This is a genomic window from Sphingobium terrigena (assembly GCF_003591655.1).
GTDB lineage: Bacteria > Pseudomonadota > Alphaproteobacteria > Sphingomonadales > Sphingomonadaceae > Sphingobium > Sphingobium terrigena.
This window is the reverse complement of sequence record NZ_QVRA01000023.1, coordinates 1-18,981: the sequence shown is the minus strand read 5'-3', so window position 1 is coordinate 18,981 and position 18,981 is coordinate 1. Positions and strand designations below refer to the sequence as shown.

The 18,981-nt window shown below is 61.3% G+C and carries 13 protein-coding genes and 2 pseudogenes; 11 read left to right on the top strand and 4 right to left on the bottom strand.

Annotated elements, in window-relative coordinates:
- Nucleotides 1–17: 17 nt before the first annotated feature.
- From D0Z70_RS19005 to D0Z70_RS18970, 7 genes are all read left to right on the top strand, one after another.
- Entirely contained in the window at nucleotides 18–1,220 is a 1,203-nt protein-coding gene (locus D0Z70_RS19005) for an ATP-binding protein (protein ID WP_119749177.1), read from the top strand.
- 12 nt (nucleotides 1,221–1,232) lie between these two features.
- Nucleotides 1,233–2,519 (top strand): hypothetical protein, encoded by a 1,287-nt coding sequence (locus tag D0Z70_RS19000; protein WP_119749175.1) that lies wholly within the window; start codon nucleotides 1,233–1,235, stop codon nucleotides 2,517–2,519.
- 227 nt (nucleotides 2,520–2,746) lie between these two features.
- Nucleotides 2,747–3,718: a hypothetical protein gene (locus D0Z70_RS18990; protein WP_119749171.1), complete on the top strand. Its 972-nt coding sequence runs from the start codon at nucleotides 2,747–2,749 to the stop codon at nucleotides 3,716–3,718.
- A 402-nt stretch (nucleotides 3,719–4,120) separates the two neighbouring features.
- Nucleotides 4,121–4,591: a DUF736 domain-containing protein gene (locus D0Z70_RS18985; RefSeq protein WP_119749169.1), complete on the top strand. Its 471-nt coding sequence runs from the start codon at nucleotides 4,121–4,123 to the stop codon at nucleotides 4,589–4,591.
- Nucleotides 4,592–4,677: 86 nt separating this feature from the next.
- Nucleotides 4,678–4,959, top strand: a complete 282-nt coding sequence (locus D0Z70_RS18980) for a hypothetical protein (RefSeq protein ID WP_119749167.1) — start codon at nucleotides 4,678–4,680, stop codon at nucleotides 4,957–4,959.
- Nucleotides 4,960–5,031: 72 nt separating this feature from the next.
- Nucleotides 5,032–6,042 carry a DUF2493 domain-containing protein gene (locus D0Z70_RS18975; RefSeq protein WP_119749165.1) on the top strand — a complete coding sequence of 337 codons (1,011 nt, stop codon included), beginning with the start codon at nucleotides 5,032–5,034 and terminating at the stop codon, nucleotides 6,040–6,042.
- Between the two features lie 414 nt (nucleotides 6,043–6,456).
- Entirely contained in the window at nucleotides 6,457–7,437 is a 981-nt protein-coding gene (locus D0Z70_RS18970; RefSeq protein ID WP_119749163.1) for an SLOG family protein, read from the top strand.
- A 458-nt stretch (nucleotides 7,438–7,895) separates the two neighbouring features.
- Here the strand turns inward: D0Z70_RS18970 and D0Z70_RS18965 are convergent, their stop codons facing one another.
- The gene (locus tag D0Z70_RS18965; RefSeq protein WP_239019022.1) at nucleotides 7,896–8,123 is read right to left on the bottom strand and encodes a hypothetical protein; all 228 of its coding nucleotides are present in this window, start codon (nucleotides 8,121–8,123) and stop codon (nucleotides 7,896–7,898) included.
- 660 nt (nucleotides 8,124–8,783) lie between these two features.
- Here D0Z70_RS18965 and D0Z70_RS18960 point away from each other — a divergent pair.
- The 4 genes from D0Z70_RS18960 (at nucleotide 8,784) to mobF (ending at nucleotide 14,607) form a co-directional block, all read left to right on the top strand.
- The gene (locus tag D0Z70_RS18960) at nucleotides 8,784–9,110 is read left to right on the top strand and encodes a hypothetical protein (protein WP_086486311.1); all 327 of its coding nucleotides are present in this window, start codon (nucleotides 8,784–8,786) and stop codon (nucleotides 9,108–9,110) included.
- A 159-nt stretch (nucleotides 9,111–9,269) separates the two neighbouring features.
- On the top strand, nucleotides 9,270–9,569 hold the full coding sequence (locus tag D0Z70_RS18955) for a CopG family transcriptional regulator (RefSeq protein WP_086486312.1): 300 nt from the start codon (nucleotides 9,270–9,272) through the stop codon (nucleotides 9,567–9,569).
- The gene (locus tag D0Z70_RS18950) at nucleotides 9,566–11,656 is read left to right on the top strand and encodes a type IV secretion system DNA-binding domain-containing protein (protein WP_086486313.1); all 2,091 of its coding nucleotides are present in this window, start codon (nucleotides 9,566–9,568) and stop codon (nucleotides 11,654–11,656) included. Before D0Z70_RS18955 ends, D0Z70_RS18950 begins: the two co-directional genes overlap by 4 nt.
- Complete coding sequence (gene mobF, locus D0Z70_RS18945) at nucleotides 11,653–14,607, top strand: MobF family relaxase (RefSeq protein ID WP_086486314.1); 2,955 nt, start codon at nucleotides 11,653–11,655, stop codon at nucleotides 14,605–14,607. Before D0Z70_RS18950 ends, mobF begins: the two co-directional genes overlap by 4 nt.
- Before the next feature lie 1,208 nt (nucleotides 14,608–15,815).
- Here mobF and D0Z70_RS18935 read toward each other — a convergent pair.
- The 3 genes and pseudogenes from D0Z70_RS18935 to D0Z70_RS18925 all read right to left on the bottom strand — a co-directional run.
- Nucleotides 15,816–16,457, bottom strand: a pseudogene (locus D0Z70_RS18935) (IS110 family RNA-guided transposase); the annotation flags it as partial.
- 349 nt (nucleotides 16,458–16,806) lie between these two features.
- Nucleotides 16,807–17,838, bottom strand: a complete 1,032-nt coding sequence (locus tag D0Z70_RS18930; RefSeq protein ID WP_086486315.1) for an IS110 family RNA-guided transposase — start codon at nucleotides 17,836–17,838, stop codon at nucleotides 16,807–16,809.
- 158 nt (nucleotides 17,839–17,996) lie between these two features.
- A pseudogene (locus D0Z70_RS18925) lies at nucleotides 17,997–18,887 on the bottom strand (IS3 family transposase); the annotation flags it as partial.
- Nucleotides 18,888–18,981: the final 94 nt, after the last annotated feature.

The window sequence follows — 18,981 nt, the reverse complement described above, 5'->3', positions numbered from 1 at the left end:
GTGAAGAAGGACATCAGATGACCATCGCCAACCATGATTTCACCCGTGACACGAAAGTCCCGCTCGGCCGCTCTTCGACGGGTCCGCTCGAACTGGATCTCGGCAAGCTGATGTCGGGGCGCTGTCTGATTCAGGGATCTTCGGGCGCGGGCAAAAGCCAGACGCTGCGCCGGATCATTGAAGAAGCGTTCGATTATCTCACCACCATCATCATCGACCCGGAAGGCGAGTTCGCCAACCTTGCTACGCATATCGGCGCAACGACGGTCATCGCACGCGAATATGCCAATGATGGTCTCACAGCGCTCGCGCTGCGAACGCGGCAGCATCGTATCGCCCTCCATCTCGACCTTACCGATCTGGAGCCCGATCATCGCATCGAGAAAGCGGCGGCCTTCTTTGCGGGCCTGCTCTCGACACCGCGCGAACATTGGGCCCACACCGTGCTGGTATGTATCGACGAGGCGCATCTGCTCGCGCCGCATATGGCAGCCTCGGCCCGCGACGCGGAGACCCGCCGTCTGGGGGTCGCCACCTTGACGGATATGTGCGCTCGCGGCCGCAAGCGCGGCATTGGCACGATCATCGCGACCCAGCGTCTCGCCAAGCTCGCAAGTTCGGTGGTTTCCGAACTTCACAATCATCTGATCGGCCTCAACGTCTTCGACCGCGATGTCGCGCGCGCTGCCGACCTTCTGGGGTTCGGCAGCGATCAGGCGGCGCTGCTGCGCCAGCTTCCGCCCGGAGAGTTCTTCGCCTTCGGCCCGGCGCTCGCGGCAACGCCGGTGCTGGCGAAGATCGATACCACGATCACTCCCCATATCGGGCGCACGCCTGATCTCGTTCCTGCCGCCGATCTCGACGCGGACGAGAGCCGGACCCTGCTCGATCTTGACACCCTGCGCGAGGTCGCGCCGACCAGAGGGAACCAGGTGACCATGCGAGGCCAACGCGCGCTCGACGCCTTCCTCCTCGATCCCGCCGCCTCCGCCGCTGCACGGATTGTCGGCGCGCTGGGCAGCATAGCGCCCAACGCCACCACGGCGGACGATCTGGTGCGGCACCTTGCCCTACCTGCGAACGATATCGATGCCGGGCTAGACCTGCTCGCCGCGATCGGTGCGTCCGACACCATGCCGCGCGGCGATACGCGGATCGCGCGGCTGTCTGCCCGGTTGCGCCTGCGTGTCGTCGATACGCCCGTTATCGGCCTGGTCTGAACGGAGAGTGCCATGAAACAGACAAGCTTCGATCTCGACGCTGAAATCGTCGAACTCACCCCGTTCGTCCCTGACCAGCAAACGGGTACAACCGCGCCACTTGCCGAACTGGCTTTCCGTGCCGACGCATGGCTCCCCGATGAAACGCTGCGTTTGCGCGCCGCCTTCGCCGATGACTGCACGCTAGAGGAGATTGCCACAGTGCTGGGCCGATCGCGTGCCAGCATCGCCACGCGTATCTATGATCTTGGCCTCCGCCGAAACTCGCGGCGATCCTGGATCGCGTGGGAGGATGAGGAACTGGCGCGCTGCTATACGCATGAACCAACCGCGACACTGGCCGCCCGCCTAGGCCGCGGTGTGAGCGCCCTCTATGCCCGTGCGCAACTGCTCGGACTCTCCGAGCCCGGATCGCCGCCCTATAGCGGTTGGGAAGATGCACAGCTTCGCGCCGGGTACGCCAAGGGTGTTCCCGTCGCCCAGATTGCCAGCCTCATCGGCCGTCCCTTCGCTGGTGTCATCTCCCGCGCTTCGGCGCTGGGTCTGCGCCATGCCTGCCAGCCGGACGACTGGAGCGACGCGGAAATGGCTCGCGCACTCACACTCGCGGCCACAGGCGTGCCCTATGTCGTCATTGCCAGGGCGCTCGCTTCTGAGGGATTTCCGGCCCGGAACAGTCGCAGCCTTGGCCAACGCCTTCGCAAACTGGGTTACGGCAGAGGGTGGGGCAGGCCGTGGATCACCGAAGAAGACGAGCTGCTGCGCTACGCCTACGCGACCGGGGCGAGCCTGACGCCGTTGCGGGAGCGGCTTGGCCGCAGCCCGCATTCCATCCGCTGGCGTGCAGAGGCGCTTGGCTTGCGCGGCACGCATGTCCGCCGCGACGGGTTTCGACAGGGACCGGTCTGGACGGCCGGGGAAGAAGCCCGGTTGCGAGCGGATTATGGCAAGGTCCCGACGCGGGAAATTGCCGAGGATATTGGGCGGGGCGTGCGCGCTGTCCTCTATCATGCCAATCGCCTGGGGCTGGTGCATGGCTTCATGCGCGCATTCAGTGCGGACGAGGATTGCGCCATCCGCAACGCCTGGACCCATGGCGTCTCGATGGTCGATGTCGCCCAGGCGCTCGGCCGCGATCCCGCCGTCATCGGCAAGCGCGCTGCGCGTATCGGCTGTCGGTTCAATGATCCGGCCAGGCCCTCCCGAGGCCCCAGGACCCGGCGGGCAAATCGCACACCCGTCACGCTCGAAAGCCTGCTTGCACTTAACGCCGCTGCCGACCGGCCACTCGCTGCCTGAACCTACCCTAGCATGGAGGCCATGATGCCCTCGTCCGATCTGCCCGCCCTGTTGTCGCCTTGCCGGCACCGCTTATGCTCATTCGATCACGCCTATAAAATCGCCATCAACCTTCGGCGGAACACAGGCATCCCACATTATGTCATCCGCGGGATTGTGCCCTTGCAGGCCTATCAGGTGACGACAAGGCCGCCGGTCTGGCCGGATCGGTGGCTGGCGATGGCGGCATGAACGCGGGCAAGCGTGCGCCCGTCGTCGCGGCATGGGGGGCGGGCACTAACTCGACCGCGATGATCATCGAACTTGTCCGTCGGGGCGAAATCCCTGACATGACCTTGTTGGCGGCAATGCCCGAGCAGCCTCACACCCGCCGGCTTATCCCTGTCTTCCGTCAGTGGATGGACGATCATGGCGTTCCCAACGAGATCGTCGAATATCAGCCCAGATTCTTCAAGCATTGGCCGCCCTACACCTCGCTTCTCGATGCCTGTCTGACCAACGGCACATTGCCGTCGATCGCATTCGGGCAGCATAGTTGTTCGGCGCGACATAAAATTTCCCCACAGGACAAATGGGTCAAGGCCTGGCCTGCGGCACAGCATGCCTGGGCCAATGGTCAGAAAGTCGTTCGGCTTATCGGTTACGACTGCTCGGCCCGTGACAATCAGCGTTATGCCCATCGCGAAGGGCATATCTCAGATCTTTATGAATACCGATATCCACTGCGGGATTGGGGTTTTACGCGTGAAGATTGCGAGCGTGTCATAGCGCAAGAGGGCTTGCCAGCTTTCCATAAGAGCTCGTGCTTCTTTTGTACCGCCATGCAGATTTCTGAGGTCCGGGCGTTGCCGCGCGCGGAATTGCGCCTCATCGTCCTTCTCGAAGCGCGCGCGGCACCGCGCCTGCGCACGATAGAAGGACTATGGCGCAAATCGACCCGGAAGCGCCCCGGATCGATGACGGCCTTCATTCGGGCCGAGGGACTGCTCGATCCTGCCGATATTGACGAGATCGTAGCCAACGCACCGCTCGATCTTCTCGAATTCCAGCGTGCGGCCGCCGCTGTCCCGATCGAACGCCGTGCCCATATCGGCACCTGGATCGAACGCTTCAATGCCGGACAGGCCTGCTCCTCATTGCCTGCCAATGCGATCAATGTCTCCGAGGATTCCGCTATGCGGTCCGCCGCCATCAGTTGATCGCTCGAGACTGGAAACGCACCGGTCCGTGCCGGTCCTCGCAATGCTGTCGGTTCTGCCTGTAGGTGCCACCTGATCTTGCCTCGCGCACCGCTACCACTACCCGCTCGACCCTAGCGCCAACGCGGCTACCGCCGCGTCTCCAGCCTCATCCCCCCAATTCAACGTGGCCGTCGCCTGCTCGTCTGCATTCGGGCCTCGTCGTGCTGCAGGTTTGCGCAGAATTGTGGCCTGGCCTGGCGTTGCGGGTGGAGGGGACGGGGGAGCGTCGCGCCGGAGGATGTGGAGCGCTGTTCCCGGGGCGGGCGGCGCGCGGGGCAAGGGCGGGACAGAGAGGAGAGAAGGGACGGGGAGGGTGTCGCCGGAAAATGGATTTCGAGCGACATTCGAAAGGTCAAGACGATGAACATCGGTGAAATCTTCAATCAGAACGGCCGCCTGACGGGCTCGATCGCCACCCGCACGATCGATCTCCCGCGCATCGGGCTGCGCAAGGTCATGAGCGAGAATGAGAAGGCTCCGGTCTATGAGATCCTGGCGCTCAACGTCGCGCGTCGCTGGGTTCAGGTCGGCGCATTGTGGGAGGCTGCGTCCAAGCGCACCGGCGAGGTCTTCCTTGCCGGCAATATCGACGATCCCAGCCTGCCTGAACCGCTGCCGATCGCGCTCTTCCCGGCCGATCATGGCGGCTACATGGTCGCATGGCGGCGCGACACCATGCGCTCCGATTTTGGGGGCAGCATGGGGACCAGCCGGACCAATTATGACGATCGCGGTTCGCGCGACGAAGGCGGCTTCGGCGACAGCACCGCAGGGACTGACGGCGAACTGGCCGGGGCGGGCGCAGCGTTCGGCGAGGAGGACCCGTTCTGATCACTCGTTAATCGGAACCCGTTCCGGGCCGGGGAGGCGTCAGGCCTCCCCGGCCCTTTTCCTTTCTTCGCATGAGGAGACAGTCCATGCCGCTTCCTTCTTTTCATCACATCGCGCCGCTGTCTGATCTCTCAGCGCTCTGCGCCGCGATTATCGCCAGTCCCGCTATCCGGGACCTGCTGGCACTCCAAAACACGCTTGCGGGCCGCTCGCCGGAGATCCCTGGCGGCGTTACATGCGGCGAGATCATCACTGCTATCTATGACCTGCTCGAAGGCACGCCCTTTGCGCCCCATGCGGCGCAAATCGTCGATGCCGTCCTGACGCGCTCAACCGCTTTCGCCAGCGTACGGGCGAACATGCACTGATCGACATAATGGGGCGGGACGCTGTTGCGCGTTCGCGCCCCTGTTTCCTTTTCCATGATGAGGAGAAGTCCCATGACCCATGACCATTCGCACAGTATCAGCCACTTTGCAGACCTGCCGACACTGTTTGCACAGATGACGGCGACACCGGAATTCAAACGCGCCTTTGGCGATCCCATCCCGCTTTCGATCATCGCGCCGGGCGACGAACCGGGCGAGCATGACATGCCCGAACCGCTCCACGCGCAGGCCGATTGCGCGGGTGTGATCGCCACCATCTTCGATCTCTTGACCGATACCCGCCTGGACGCGCTGGCGCCCGAGATCGCCTGGGGCATGGTCAACAGTTTCCACTTCGTCGCGGGCAAGCTTGAAAGACAGGAAGACATGCTCGCCCATGAGCTGCGCGACATGATCCGGCGGATCGAGCCTTCCGAGGTCTTCAACAGCGAACTGGAGGAGAAACAGCTCCTGTGCCAGTCGCTGACCGAACAGCGCGAGGCGGTCGAGTGTATGCGCGATTATGCCGCCGAAACTTTCCGCGTGCTATCGGGTCGCCCCTGGTCGCCGGCGCGTGGATCGCGCGTCTCGAAGGCCGCTACCGCTACGCAGGTGTCGATACAGGATTTCCTGCGTGCCCGGGAACTGGTCGAACGCGAGCGATACCGCCCCCGCGGACCGATCGTCATCGCCTCAGGCCATGCGGAATGGCATGACTGGCAATTGCTCTGGGATCGGCTCGACACGATCCTCGAACGTATCCCGCATATGACACTGGTGACGACTGCGCAGCGCAAGGGCTTCGACGCGATCGTGGCCTCTTGGGCTGGCAATCGGGAGGTGCAACTTGTGACATATTCGCTGACGGGGTCGGGGCGCGGTGCGCCCTTCGCCCGCAATCGCAAGCTGGTGGATCTAAAGCCTGTCGAAGCTTTGCTGGGTGAGGGATCGGGTATTCAGGCCAATCTTTATCAGGCTCTGCGCAAGGCAGGCGTTCCGATCCATGCCTTCCGCAAGGCCGATCAGGTTCCGGTCGAAAATGTCACTCCGCCCCGGCGCAGCCAACTTCGCCGTGCCGCCTGACATTACATCGTTTGCATTTCGTTCGGGGACAGCGCTACGTGCGCTGTCCCCTTTTTCATGGAACAGATGCTGACCCTGGCGATGAGGGCAAGCGTTGCCAGCCTCCCCCGCGAGGTCGGCGCCTGGAGGCACCCATTTGCGAATCAGGGGCATCGAGCCCCAGATTCGCAACGCCTCTTCTCTCTCTCAAGAATTCCAAGGGTGGCACGGGACCGCGTCGGCCTCAAGGACGACGGGGCCCCACCATTTTTCGGGGCGGGTCAGGCGCCGCGCTTCTCACTCGACCATGGTGGCCGCCCCAAAAAATCGTGACCCCCATCGCCGGCTGCGCCGGTCGCGTTCCGCGATCCTTGACCCCACCGCTCGGAGCCCGTGCCCAAGGGGGAACCTCTTTCGTTTCAAAAGGAGGTTCATATGACGAAGATCAACCAGACCGATCGCCCCCGTTCCGACATCGACGCATTCATCACGCAGGAGACAGCGACCACCACCGACGACTTCCATGCTGCCTTCGCCTCCGATCTCGAAGGCATCCGCATCGGGCAAGGCGGTGAGGAGTTGGCAACCGACATGCCCGATGCGAGGGAAGCGCAGCTCGCCGTCGAACTGATCGTCACGACACTCTTCGACGTATTACGGGACACGCGCTTGGAACCCGCCGCGCAACGCCTGGCATGGGGTATCGTCAACAGCTTCCATCACGTCGCCGACCAGTGGGAGGGCCAGGCCGACAAGGCAACACGGCAGGTTCAGGACCTGCTGCGTCGCGCCGATGGCAGCGAAATCCACAGCGTCGAACTCGAGCAGGCACGCGACGAGCTCGAATATCTCGACGAAGCTACCGATGCGCTGCGGTGCATGCGCGACCATGCCGCCGACGTCTTTCACACCGAAACCGGACGGCCATGGTCCGCGCCGAAAGGATCGCTGGTGTCGAGCAAGCGCACGGCGTCGGTTATTGCCGCCACCGATTTCCTCGCCGCCCGTCGTCAGCGCCGAACCGACGCTCACAACCCGCAGGGGCCCATCGTGATCTTCTCCGGCGGGGCGGAATGCTGGTTCGACGACTGCCTCATCTGGGAGAAGCTCGATGAAGCCAAATCCCGAAATCCGATGATGGTGCTGGCGACGACTGCGCAGGACAAGGGGTGCGACGCCATGGCCGCAGCCTGGGCAGCGTCGCGCAAGGTGACGCTCATCACCTTCCGGCTCAGCGCAAAGCTGGGCAAGCGGGCGGGGTTCGTACGCAACGAGCAGATGGTGGGCCTCCGTCCCGTCGAGGCGCTGGTCTGCGAAGGATCGGGATTGCAATCGCACCTCGCGCGGCTGGTCAGAGAGAAGAGTATCCCGGCACGGTTCGTCCGACTGAGCGATCAGGAATGGGAAGCGCAGTGACGCCCGAGAGGATCGGTCTGCTTTGTCGGGCCGGTCCTCATTTCTTTTTCGAGCGCAGCACTCGCCCCCGCTCAGGGACCCGCGCGCGGGCCCGTCGCGGAGGCGATGCGGAACCGCCAGCGCGGTCCCGGCCTCCTGCGCGCGGCTTCGCCGTGCTCGTCGCAGGGACACCCTTCGGGTGCGGTTTGGAAGGGCTGGTCGTCGCGAAAACGTTCAGCGTGACGATCGGAGGAGGGGAGGGCCATAGCGCGGAATGCCTCCTATGGCTTTATCATCTAGAATGATCGGAGCAGGGGAAGTCTCGCTGATATCCGTCGATGTGCAGAACGGGGATGCTTCATCACTATCGGGTTTGCCCCGGAAGGCCGCATCGTCATCCTGCGCTCTGATACCGACAGGAATGGGCATTTTATGCTCCACTCCTGCCGGTCATCATCAGATTGCCGCTTCGCGGCGGGTCAGGTCACCGGCGGCAACTTTTTCAGGGCCGTCAGCGCTGCGCTGCCACCAACCCGGATCGCCTGCATCAGAAGTTCGCGGAACTCGCGCTCCGTCAGCGTCTCTATCGGCACGTCGTTCACCATTGCCGCATATTTTCCGCGCAAAGCGCGGCGGGCGGTTTCCAGATCTTCCGTCAGCTTGCGCTGACGTGTTTCGAGGTCGGCAAGCCGATCCCTTTCGGTCATCTTTGGCATTTCCATCGTCCTTCCCCGATGGCCTGCCCGTCACACGCAACTGTGCCATATCGACGGGCCAAAGCAAGTGCGGCTTGCCGCTTCCTGGGGGACTGGCGGGGTGTACGGCGCGCTGACGAGGCAGCGATGCTGGCAAGCGAAGCCCGGCGTTAAATCCCCTGATGAAAGGTAATCACGCTCTCGGGACCGGGCCTTATATCCGACCTCCATTTTAAATTCTGGGAGAACAAGCTCATGAGCTCTACCCCTCAAACCGCCCTGATATCGGTCCCTGAAAACCAGCAGCAAGGGTGCCCCGCGCCTACCGGCACGAGACAGCGCAGCGCGAGCGCGCTGCGTAAGGCGAGACGCACGGCGCAAGGCCGTTTTGTAATGGACCCTACGCACGGGTGCTGCGCGCGCATTATGCCCTGAAAACATTAAGATAAGTCTGTACTACATGTCTTACGTCGAACCGGTGGGCTGTCGTACGCGAAACACCACGCTCACTTGGTCCAACCTATCTTATTGAAACGACATCTGGAATTTGGTGATACGCGTCGTACGCCATTGCGGATCCCAGAATGTAGTGACGCCGGAACCGTCGGGGCGACGCCCGTTGAATCCTGGCCGAATTCATGGTCTTTTTGCCGCTTCAGAAAGGATAGCGCCATGCCGGAATTGAACGAGGACTATATCAGCGACCTACGCCGGGCGGTGGTAAAGGCCATCTGCGAAGTGTCGGCGCAAAGGCAGCACTCTCCGGAAGCGGGGAAGGGGGACACACTCTATATCGGCTCAGCCGAAGTCTGTCAGATGCTCACGATTTTGCTGGCCGAGTTTCTGGAGGGCGTCCCTGGTCTCGATACGCCCAGTGAGGTGCGGCGCATGTCGGACGTTGTAGCCAAGAAGATCAGACTGGGGATCGGCGAAATCCGTCGACACCGCGGGGAGACAGGCGGAACGCCGCCGCCTTCCATCATCATCAGAGGCAACTGACAGAGTCCGCTCAGCCCGTTTTCCTGTCGGCAGGTATTCTCAGCGCTAAATCTCTGGATCAATCTGGTGATAGGGCGGCTTGCACCAATATTGCCGTTCCGGTAATATGCGACCGCTTCATGATATTTTCGAAGGTCTCCGGATAAGGAGACCCTTCGCTTGCCCAAGCTAAATTTCCGCCTCGATGAATCGCTGCATGCCGCCTTGATGCGCCGTGCGCTCGGCGCGAACCTGTCCTTATCGGGGTTCATCCGTCAGCTCCTTGAACAGGCGGTCGATGAGCGCAAACGCTATGTCTTCTCCTCCCAGGATGAGATCCTCGCCACCTCGATCCAGATCCTGTCAATCGTCGCGACGTCCGTCGGCGAGCAATCTCCCAGCGCGCTCGAGCAGGGCATGGCGCAGGCCCGAATGATCCTTGCCGAACGTGGACTGCTTGGCGGCGAGGATATCCCATGAGCATCTTTCGCAACGACACGTTAGGCTCCTGGACGCGGGGCGGACAGGCGATCGTCCACAATGTCCGAATGACGACCCAGGTCTTCTACCAGACCATATTGGCCGGCTTCATCATCTGGATCATCGGCACGCTCTGGTATGCGTTCGAGAAGTCGACCGAGTATGAGCGGTTCGTTCTGGTCAAATTGGCCGAAGCCACGATCAAGGTGGATGCCGCCGCCGGGACCAATGATCCGGTGCAGTTTCGCACCCCCGAAGGCCAGGCCTACTGGACCTCGGCGGACTGGCTGGTTGCCTCCACCCTCGCGAAAAAGACCCTGCATGCATTTGAAGTCTATCTGCTGCATGGCGCACTGCTCTCTGGCCTGTTCACCCTTGTCATGCTCGCCTGGGCCTGGTTCTACTTCACCCGGACGGGTAAGGGCCTGGGCTCCAACGAATATCTGCGAGGGGCAAGGTTCGGCACGATCCGTCAGGTGAAACGCGCGCTATGGCGACAGACCAAGGGACCGCTGGTAATCGGTAATGTGCCGGTGCCTGAGGCCTATGAGCCTGAGCATATCCTGCTGTGCGGTGCGCCGGGCACAGGCAAGACAAACCTGATCGTCGGCATGCTCGACGGCATCCGCAAATCGGGTCGGCGCGCCATCGTCTATGATACCGCCGGGACCTTCGTCGAGAAATTCTATCGGCAGGGCACTGACATGTTGCTCAACCCGCTCGACCAGCGCGCGGCGCGCTGGTCGCCCTGGGTCGATGTGCCGCGCGACTACCATTATGATCAGATCGCGGAATCGACCATTCCCGACAAGCATGGCGATCCCTTCTGGGCGAAGGCGGCGCGGGGGACGCTGGTTGCGGTCATGCGCAAGTTGGCGCGCCAGAAACATACCTATGTCTCGGTCCTGCTCGACCGTCTGCTGCGCTCTAAACTGAAGGACCTCGCCGCCTTTGTCACCGGGACCGATGCCGCCGCCTTCATCAGCACCGAAGGCGAACGGACATCAGCCGGCATCCAGGCCGAACTTGCATCGGTCATGCGCAGCTTCGGCTATCTCGATGACACCGAAGACGGCTTCTCGATCCGAGACTGGGTGGAAAAGGGCGCTGATGGAAGCTGGCTCTTCATCACAGTGAAAGCCGATCAGCTTCCCTCGCTACGCCCGCTTATCACCGTCTGGCTCGACATCGCAATCAGCGCGATCATGAGCCTGACGCCAGATCGCGACCGGCGGCTCTATTGCGTGATCGATGAACTGCCGACGCTGCATAAGCTGCCGTCGCTCTCGGATTTCCTTGCCCGTGCCCGCAAATATGGCGGCTGCGGCATATTGGGCTTCCAGTCCTATCCCCAGCTCAAGGCCACTTACGGCAAGGACGATGCGGCTGCGATCACTGGCTATTGCTCGACCTGGGTGGCGCTGCGCGCGAATGACACGGATACCGCCGAGCATGTTTCGATCAACCTTGGTCAGGTCGAACAGGTCGAAGCCAATGAGGGCATGTCCTATGGGGTCAACGACATGCGCGATGGGGTCAATCTGTCGCGGATGCAGGTGACGCGGCCACTGGTCATGTCGACCGAGGTCACCAACCTGCCCAACCTGGTGGGCTTCCTGCGCTTCGGCCGCAATTTGCCCGTGGTGCGGTTCGATAGCCGGTTCAACGACGTACCCTCTTTGGGACCAGCCTTCCTCGAACGCACGACACCCCCCATTCAGATCGACAAGGCCGAGATGCTCGTTCGCATCGCTCACGCCGAAGCGCGTGTTCGTGAAGCGATGGAGCGGGAAGCCACGCAGTCATCTCCGCCAGCGACACATGTCGAGATCAAGCCAGCGAAGCCTTCGCTATCTTCAGAATCTGTCCCGAGGCCATCACCGCAGCCGGAACTGTTTACGCTTCCAGCGCCGAACATCGATCCGCAACGTGTGGAAGATTTATTGCTCAATGACGAGAATGCGGATTTGCCTGCGCCCGCCCGCAACCTTTGGACGATCCTTGCCGGCAAGCAGGGAGAAATCCGGTCCGATCTTGTCCAGCATGGCCGCGATGACGGACCGCGTGAGCGGGCGAGGCCAGCATGATCCAGCCGCAACGCCTCCATGGCACACCAGCCAATATCGCCCGCTACTACACGGTTGGCGATTACTACACCAAGGGCGGTAACGAACCGTCTGAATGGGGTGGGAAGCTGGCAGCCGATCTCGGCCTCTCCGGCGCTGTTGATCCAAAGCTGTTGCGCGACCTACTTGCTGGAAAAGTCGGCGATCAACAACTCGGACGACACCGTGCGGATGGCGAAATTCAGCATCACCCCGGTTGGGATTTTGCGGTCAATGCGCCAAAGTCGGTTTCGATCATGGGGCTGGTGGCAGGTGACGAACGCGTGCTCGCCGCCCATGAGCGCGCGGTGAACGCGGCTATCTCCTATCTGGAAGAGCAGGCGCAGTTGCGCCGCCGTGATGAAGGGAAGATCGTCCACGAAACAACGGGCCGGATCCTGGTTGCTCGTTTCACCGAGCATGGCAGCCGGGAACTCGATCCACATCTGCATACGCATCTCGTCGTGCTCAACATGACGAACCACGAGAATGGCGATCCCATGGCAAGCCTGGAAAGCCGGGTCATGTATGGCGAACAGCGCGTGGCCGGGCAGATCTATCGCAACGCGCTGGCCTTCGGTTTGCGCGAAGCGGGCTATGAAATCGATGCTGATCCGCGTTCCGGATTGTTCGAGATACGAAGCGTGCCGAAGGACCTGATCGACCATTTCTCGAAGCGCGCCGAGGCGATTGAAGACCATGCGCGCGAGCATGGTCTGGTGGGCCAGAAAGCCCAGCGTGCTTCCTTTTACGCCACCCGCAAGGCGAAGGTGAAGATCGGCGAGGCCGAACTCAGCGCGCAATGGCATCAGCGGACAGGCAAGCGTGTCGAAACGCTGCAGGAGATTGCTGCGCTGGCGCGGGGTCTGGAAGGGGAGCATCCGGCGCCCACGGAACGCGATGCGTCGCGTGCGGCTCTTTTTGGCTTGCGGCAACTGGAGACATCCGAGGCGGTCAACAATTTAGGCGATATATTGCGCACTGGTCTTGCTGCCTATGTCGGTGAAGTCCGGCTCGACGATATCCGTCCCCGGATCGCAGCACATGAGGTCCTGCGCAAATTGCTGCCGACCCATGATCAGACCGGTGACAGGGTGTTGACCCGTGGCCGCACCAGCCGGAAGTCCTGGCGTCTGGAGCTGGCATTGACCCAGCATATCGCGCTTGGCCTTGATGACGCGCGTCCAATCGCCACCAGCGATCGCTTGCTGGCCGTGCTCGACGGGACGTCGCTCAACACGCAGCAGCAGCGCGCACTTGTCGAGACGGCGCTGACGCGGGATCGGGTCACGGCGATTCACGGTGTTGCCGGTTCTGGAAAATCGACGCTGGTGAGAGTTCTCGCTGAGGCGGCCGAGCCGGGAACGTCATTGATTGCATTAGCACCCACATCATCGGCCGCTGCGGAACTGGGAAGCAAGGCGAACATCATGTCTCATACTGTCGCCAGCTTCGTCGCGCGCGGCGGGCAGGGAATCACGGACCGCCATGTGCTGGTTCTCGATGAAGCAGGGCAGCTCGGCAGCCGCCAGGCCCAGCGGATGCTGGAGATCAGCGGGACAACCGGCGCACGGCTGCTTTTCCTCGGAGACGAGAAACAGACCGGGGCGATCGAGCAGGGCAAACCCTTCTGGTTGATGCGAAGGCTGGGCTTGCCGACGGTCGAGTTGACGCAAGCCGTTCGGCAGGAAACGAAATCGATCAAGGCTGCCGTTACCGCCGCGCGCGCCGGGAACTTTGCCGAGGCATTGGCAAAGCTCGATAGCGTCAACACCGTCGACGACAATGAAAAGATGGCGGAGCAGGTCGTCAATGCCTGGATACGGCTCAAGCCGGAATCACGGGCAGGGACCAATATCCTTGTTCTCGACAATGCGACCCGGCTGATCGTCAACAGTAAGATTCGCGAAGCGCTGAAAAACGAGAATGGGCTGGCCGCCGAGGATAGTAGGTTTTCCATCCTGGCCCCAGCGGGCTCGACCAATATCCAGAAGCATATGGCCCGCTTCTACGGGGCAGGACAGGTGGTGCGTTTCGAGCGGGACATTGCAGACCTCGGTATCGCACGGCACGCCGACTATCGGGTCGCTGGACTAGGCCGGGAGGTCAATGGGCGCCAGGTTGTGCGTTTTGTCGACGATCAGGGGCGCGTCATACGCTGGGATCCGCAGACGACGAAGGCCCGCCACATCAATGTGTTCAATCCTGAAGAACGGGATATTGCGGAGGGTGACCGTATGCAGTGGCGGCTCGTCAATCGCGAACTCGGGCTACGCAATGCGGAGCGCGGCACCGCAGAAAAACTTGATGGGCCGGTAGCGACGATCCGCTGGGATCGAGATGGGCGCGTGCAGCAGGTTAATCTGTCGGAACACCGGACCTGGGATCATGGTTATGCAGAGACGGTCTATTCCGCCCAGTCCAAAACCTATCCGCGCGTTTTCGTGCTGGCGCCGGTCGAATCGCCGCTGGTCAACGCCCAGAATTTCTACACTGCCATTACCCGCGCGGCATTCGGTGCCAGGCTATGGACCAACAACGTCAAGGAACTGATTGGCAAGCTCGAGCGCCAATCAGGAGAGAAGACGTCTTCGTCGGAAGGGTTGGGCCGGTTGAAGACTGACCGCGTAGATGCCTTCTCGAAACGCCGGGAAGGCCATCTGGAAAATTTGAGGGCCGAGCAGGAGCGAGACCGAAACGAGCGGCGCGATCGGGCGCTCGAGCGACAACTCCACTATCGTGACCGCTCACCCCGTGGCGCGGCTGAGCATCTTGCCGACGGTGCCCGGAACATCGCGCAGGTGCTCGACAGGTTTCTCGCAGGCATTCTCGACCATGCGCGCGCCGAATGGACAGCGCCGAAAACCGGCATCGACCGGGAAAGCGAATCTCCTGCGCATCGACCCGGACCCTCCCATGGCCCCGAACGATAAGGTAACTGCCTATGCTTCGCTGTAAGTTTGCCGTTCAGCTGACCCAGGGAAAGCGCTTCGCGGGCGCTGTCCCACCTCTGCATGGGTTTGAATTCCGTACGTCGCGCCTGACCGGAAGGTGTAGAGTTTCCTTCAGACGCATTGGATGGACCGGGCCTGACAGCTGGACTTCTTTCGCTCGTAGCGCCGCCGCCGAGATCAGTTCGGGGAGAGCGCTCTATGCATTTCTGAAAGGTGGCCCAGTTGCGGCGCTGTCACTTTACAGTGATCCGACCAATACGATCACTACGCCTGGAACCGCTATCAGGAGGGTCGGATGAGGTCATACGGCATCCCCAGGCTGCTATGCACTGCCGTCATCACTATGGCATTGTACACCGCCCCCACACTTTCGAAGTCTTCTGACGAGGGGGACTTGCGGATCTCCGCCTGTATTCGGCGAGCCTCGCTTGGTCAGCCCTGGCTCGAGAAAACGCTTTGGGGATTGCGCGATCAGGAAGCGGGCTGGATCGGCGCTGAGGTTCGTAACATCAATGGCTCTTACGATCTTGGTCCCTTGCAGATCAACAGTTGGTGGATACCTCGCATCGCTGCGCTTGTTGGGCGTGCACCTGTTCAGGTTCGACATTGGCTGCGGTTTGATCCCTGCTTCAACGCGGAGGCTGCAAGGTGGATATTCTTATCTGCCCTGCGCTCGAACGGCAATTACTGGAAGGCGATTGGCGTCTATCACAGCCCGACGACGTGGCGGCAGAGACGCTATCGTAGTTCGGTAGCTCAGCATATGCGGACGAGATACGGAGATGCTGTCTTTCGCCCGTGAGTGACCTTGATTTGCCAGACCGAGTGCACAGAGTGTTTCGTGAGTAGCATGTGCTTTCACCCGCAGCTGGCGCAGCGGAGTCGATCCCCAAGTCGCTGTGTGGATGAACCATGCTACGTGGCGCTGCTAAGAGTCTTCTCTGATTGGGGCCCTTTGGGTCAAGCTGCTTCCTCGATTACGTGATCGTTCCCATGGATCACTCGCTTCTCTCCGCGGTCGGCGCAAGGCCGCCGCATAATGGGGTCATGGAGAGCAAGGCGTCTCAATCTGTTTCGCGACCTTCAGCTGGGCTGAGGTTCCGGACTCTAAGCGAGATCGTCTTGCCCTTCGTCCCCATGGGAACGACGCTACCCGTCTTCTCAGGCGGGATTCTGATTGTGCCTCCTCATGCTGCCTGGCCTGCAGGAACCTTCCCCCAGCGAAACTCGGTCTGATCGCTCCACATCCGATGCAGGATCACTGCGAGCTTACGGGCGACAGCGACGCGGGCCTTTGCCATCCCCCGCCGCTTGGCAATACCTATGCCCCAGGCCTTGAGCGCCGACCATTTCTTGCATCGGGTCAACAACGTATGGGCCGCCTCGTAAAGCAATGTGCGCGCGAGTTCATCGCCGCACCGGCTGACGCGTCCCTGCACATCTGTTTCACCCGATTGATATCGCCTTGGAGTCAGGCCAAGGTGGGCACCGACATCGCGAGATCGTCGGAAGCGGTCAGGTCGATCCACCGTCGCGCGAAAGGCGAGCGCCGTCAGCGGCCCCACGCCGGGCACGGTCATCAACTGTCGGCAGATCGGTTCAACTCGAACAGCCTCAAGAACACGGCGTGTCAGCCGTTCAAGTTGGCAGTGCATGGCGGCGATGATGGCCAGCAAGGGTTCTGTAATATCCGCCAGCGAAGGATCGGTTTCAGCGAGTTCGCGCACCCGCGTGGCGAACAGCTTGCGCCCTGGAGCTCCCACTTTGAGCCCGCTTTCGCGTAGTACGGCGCGAACCGCATTCTCCATGTCCCGCACTTTGCAGAGCACCGTCTGGACTTGTAACGGTTGTATAATCGCATCCCTGCAGTCAAGCGTGGTTGGCATGGGAAGGCTAATCGCGTCGGGCAGGGCGTCGACACGTTAATCAACCTTGTGCTTGTTTTTCTCAATACGGCGTGTCGCGCGAGGGTTTTCGTATGCCGGGAGCAGGGTTGTCTTCGCGGTCGGCATAAAGCCGCCGCATGATGGGTCTCCGCAGGCAAGGTCTTCCTATGTTTTGTGCGCAGTCTTTAAAAAGCTGCAGCCGTTAAAGCGGAATGACCTGACCCACGTCCGCGGCAGGGACGCCTCAATACGTCAGATGCTGACGCGCTGAGAAGTTAAGCAGGTGAATTGGTTATGCGGTGACGCCAGCCGATGTGTTGAATGCCTCTCCTGTATTGAGCATTGTGTGCATGATGACTGCCAGTTTGCGGGCCACAGCGACCGCGGCGCGCTTGAAACCCAGCCGCTCGCGCAGCCTGAGGCCCCAGTCTTTGAGGCCGCTCTGGTTGCTAGCGTGGGTACGCGTGAGAATGACCGTTGCCGCCTCGTATAAGAGGCCGCGCAGATAGTTGTCGCCTCGCCGCGAGATGTGGCCGTCATAATCCACTTCGCCTGATTGGTAACGCCGCGTGGTAAGCCCGAGCCAGGCGCCGACCGCGCGTGAAGTTTTGAAGTTTGCTGGGTCTTCGATCGCCGCAGCATAGGAGACGGCCGTGACCGCCCCGACTCCCGGGATCGTCATCAGCAACTTGATTGCCTGGCTTTGCCGGGCTGCGGCGAGCAACTGACGATCAAGTTCTGCGGCGCGCTTGCGGATGTCGCGCCAGGCCTCTAGCAAAGGCAATATGATCTGTGCCAGGCCATCCCTGCCGTCCAGAAGCTCGCGGACATTCCCGTCGAATACACGGCCTGTACCCTTGGGAACGATGATGCCAAACGTCTTCATGACCCCGCGGATCTGATTGCTCAGCTGCGTTGAGATGGTAAGCAACAGGTTGCGGGCGCCCACCAGTGTGCGGGTCAACATGGCGTCGAACGACTTCACCCTGACCGCCTTGTAAAAGCCGGCTTCTGCCAGTTGGGCCAGACCGTCAGCATCATTGGCATCAGTCTTGTTGAGCGTCTCGTTCAATATTTTCTGCGCATGACGCGCTTCGATGCAGACCGCGGGAACTCCCGCCGCCGTTAATGCATGATAGAACCATGTCGACAATGGACCTGTCTCGAATACCACCCGCTCCGCATGCGGGGCGTGTTTGCGGACTATCTGCGCCAGGATCTGGGGATCCGATGCGCACTTGCCGCGCCAGATCCGTTTTCCATCCTGACGAATGGAAATCGCGGTATCTTTTAGTGAAACGTCAAAGCCTATATACTGTTTCATGGTTGCTCTCCGTGCGATGCTTGGGCCCGGTGCCAATCGTGAGCCCGTTTTTCCATCATATCGGGGGGCAACCACCCCTGTCAGCTATATCAAAATGCTGATGCCCGGGACGAATCGCGCCGCGATTATCCCATGTTTTGTGCCGGTCACCTATCTCATTATGCCACCTTGGCTTCGAACGCGAGCGGGCTGATGCCGCCCAGATATGAATGGCGACGACGGGTGTTGTAGAAGCCATTGATGTACTGGAAGATGGCGGCTTCTGCCTGACGCCGCGTCGGCCAGCTCTGCCGCCAGATGAGTTCGGCCTTCAGGGATTTGAAGAAGGTCTCGACGGACGCATTGTCGTAGCAATTTCCCTTGCCGCTCATCGATGGACGCAGGCCATAGGCCTGCAGCTTTTTCTGATAGTCGTAAGAACAATATTGGCTGCCACGATCCGAATGAAAAAAGCAGCCTTCCGGAGGCTGGCGCAGGCGCACCGCCATATCCAGCGCTCTGATCGCCAAGTCCTTCTTCATTCTGTCGCTGACTGCCCAGCCCACGACGCGACGGCTATGCAGGTCGAGAATGACGGCAAGGTAGAGCCAGCCTTCTGAGGTCCAGATATAGGTGATGTCGCCCGCCCACTTACGGTTGGGCGCATCGGCGGCGAAGTCGCCGTCCAGCCAGTTCGCTGCGACCCCCAGGCGATGGTGGCTGTCGGTCGTGACCTTGTGCTTGCGCGTGCGGACCGGCTTGATCCCGTTGATTTTCATCAGCCGCCCGACCCGGCGTTCGCCAACGTCGAGCCCAACCTCTTTGAGTTCCATGGTCATCCTCGGACGACCATAGCTGCCAAGGCTGAGGCTGTACTGTTCCCTGATATGGGCCAGCACTTTCATATCCGTCCGCTCCCGCCGACTGATCGGTCGCGAGCGCCAGGAACGATAGCCGCGCTCACTGACAAGCATGACACGGCAGAGCAGTTCAACGGGCCATCGGTGCCGCCAGCTATGCACAAAAGCGAACTTCACGGCTTTTGGCTCGCGAAGAACTGCGTGGCCTTCCTAAGAAACAGCCATATCAGGCTCCCCAGGCATTTCGTGCAGGATGAAGCCGAAGGCCTTGGCGCGGCGCTGCAGATTTCCGATCACCCGACTG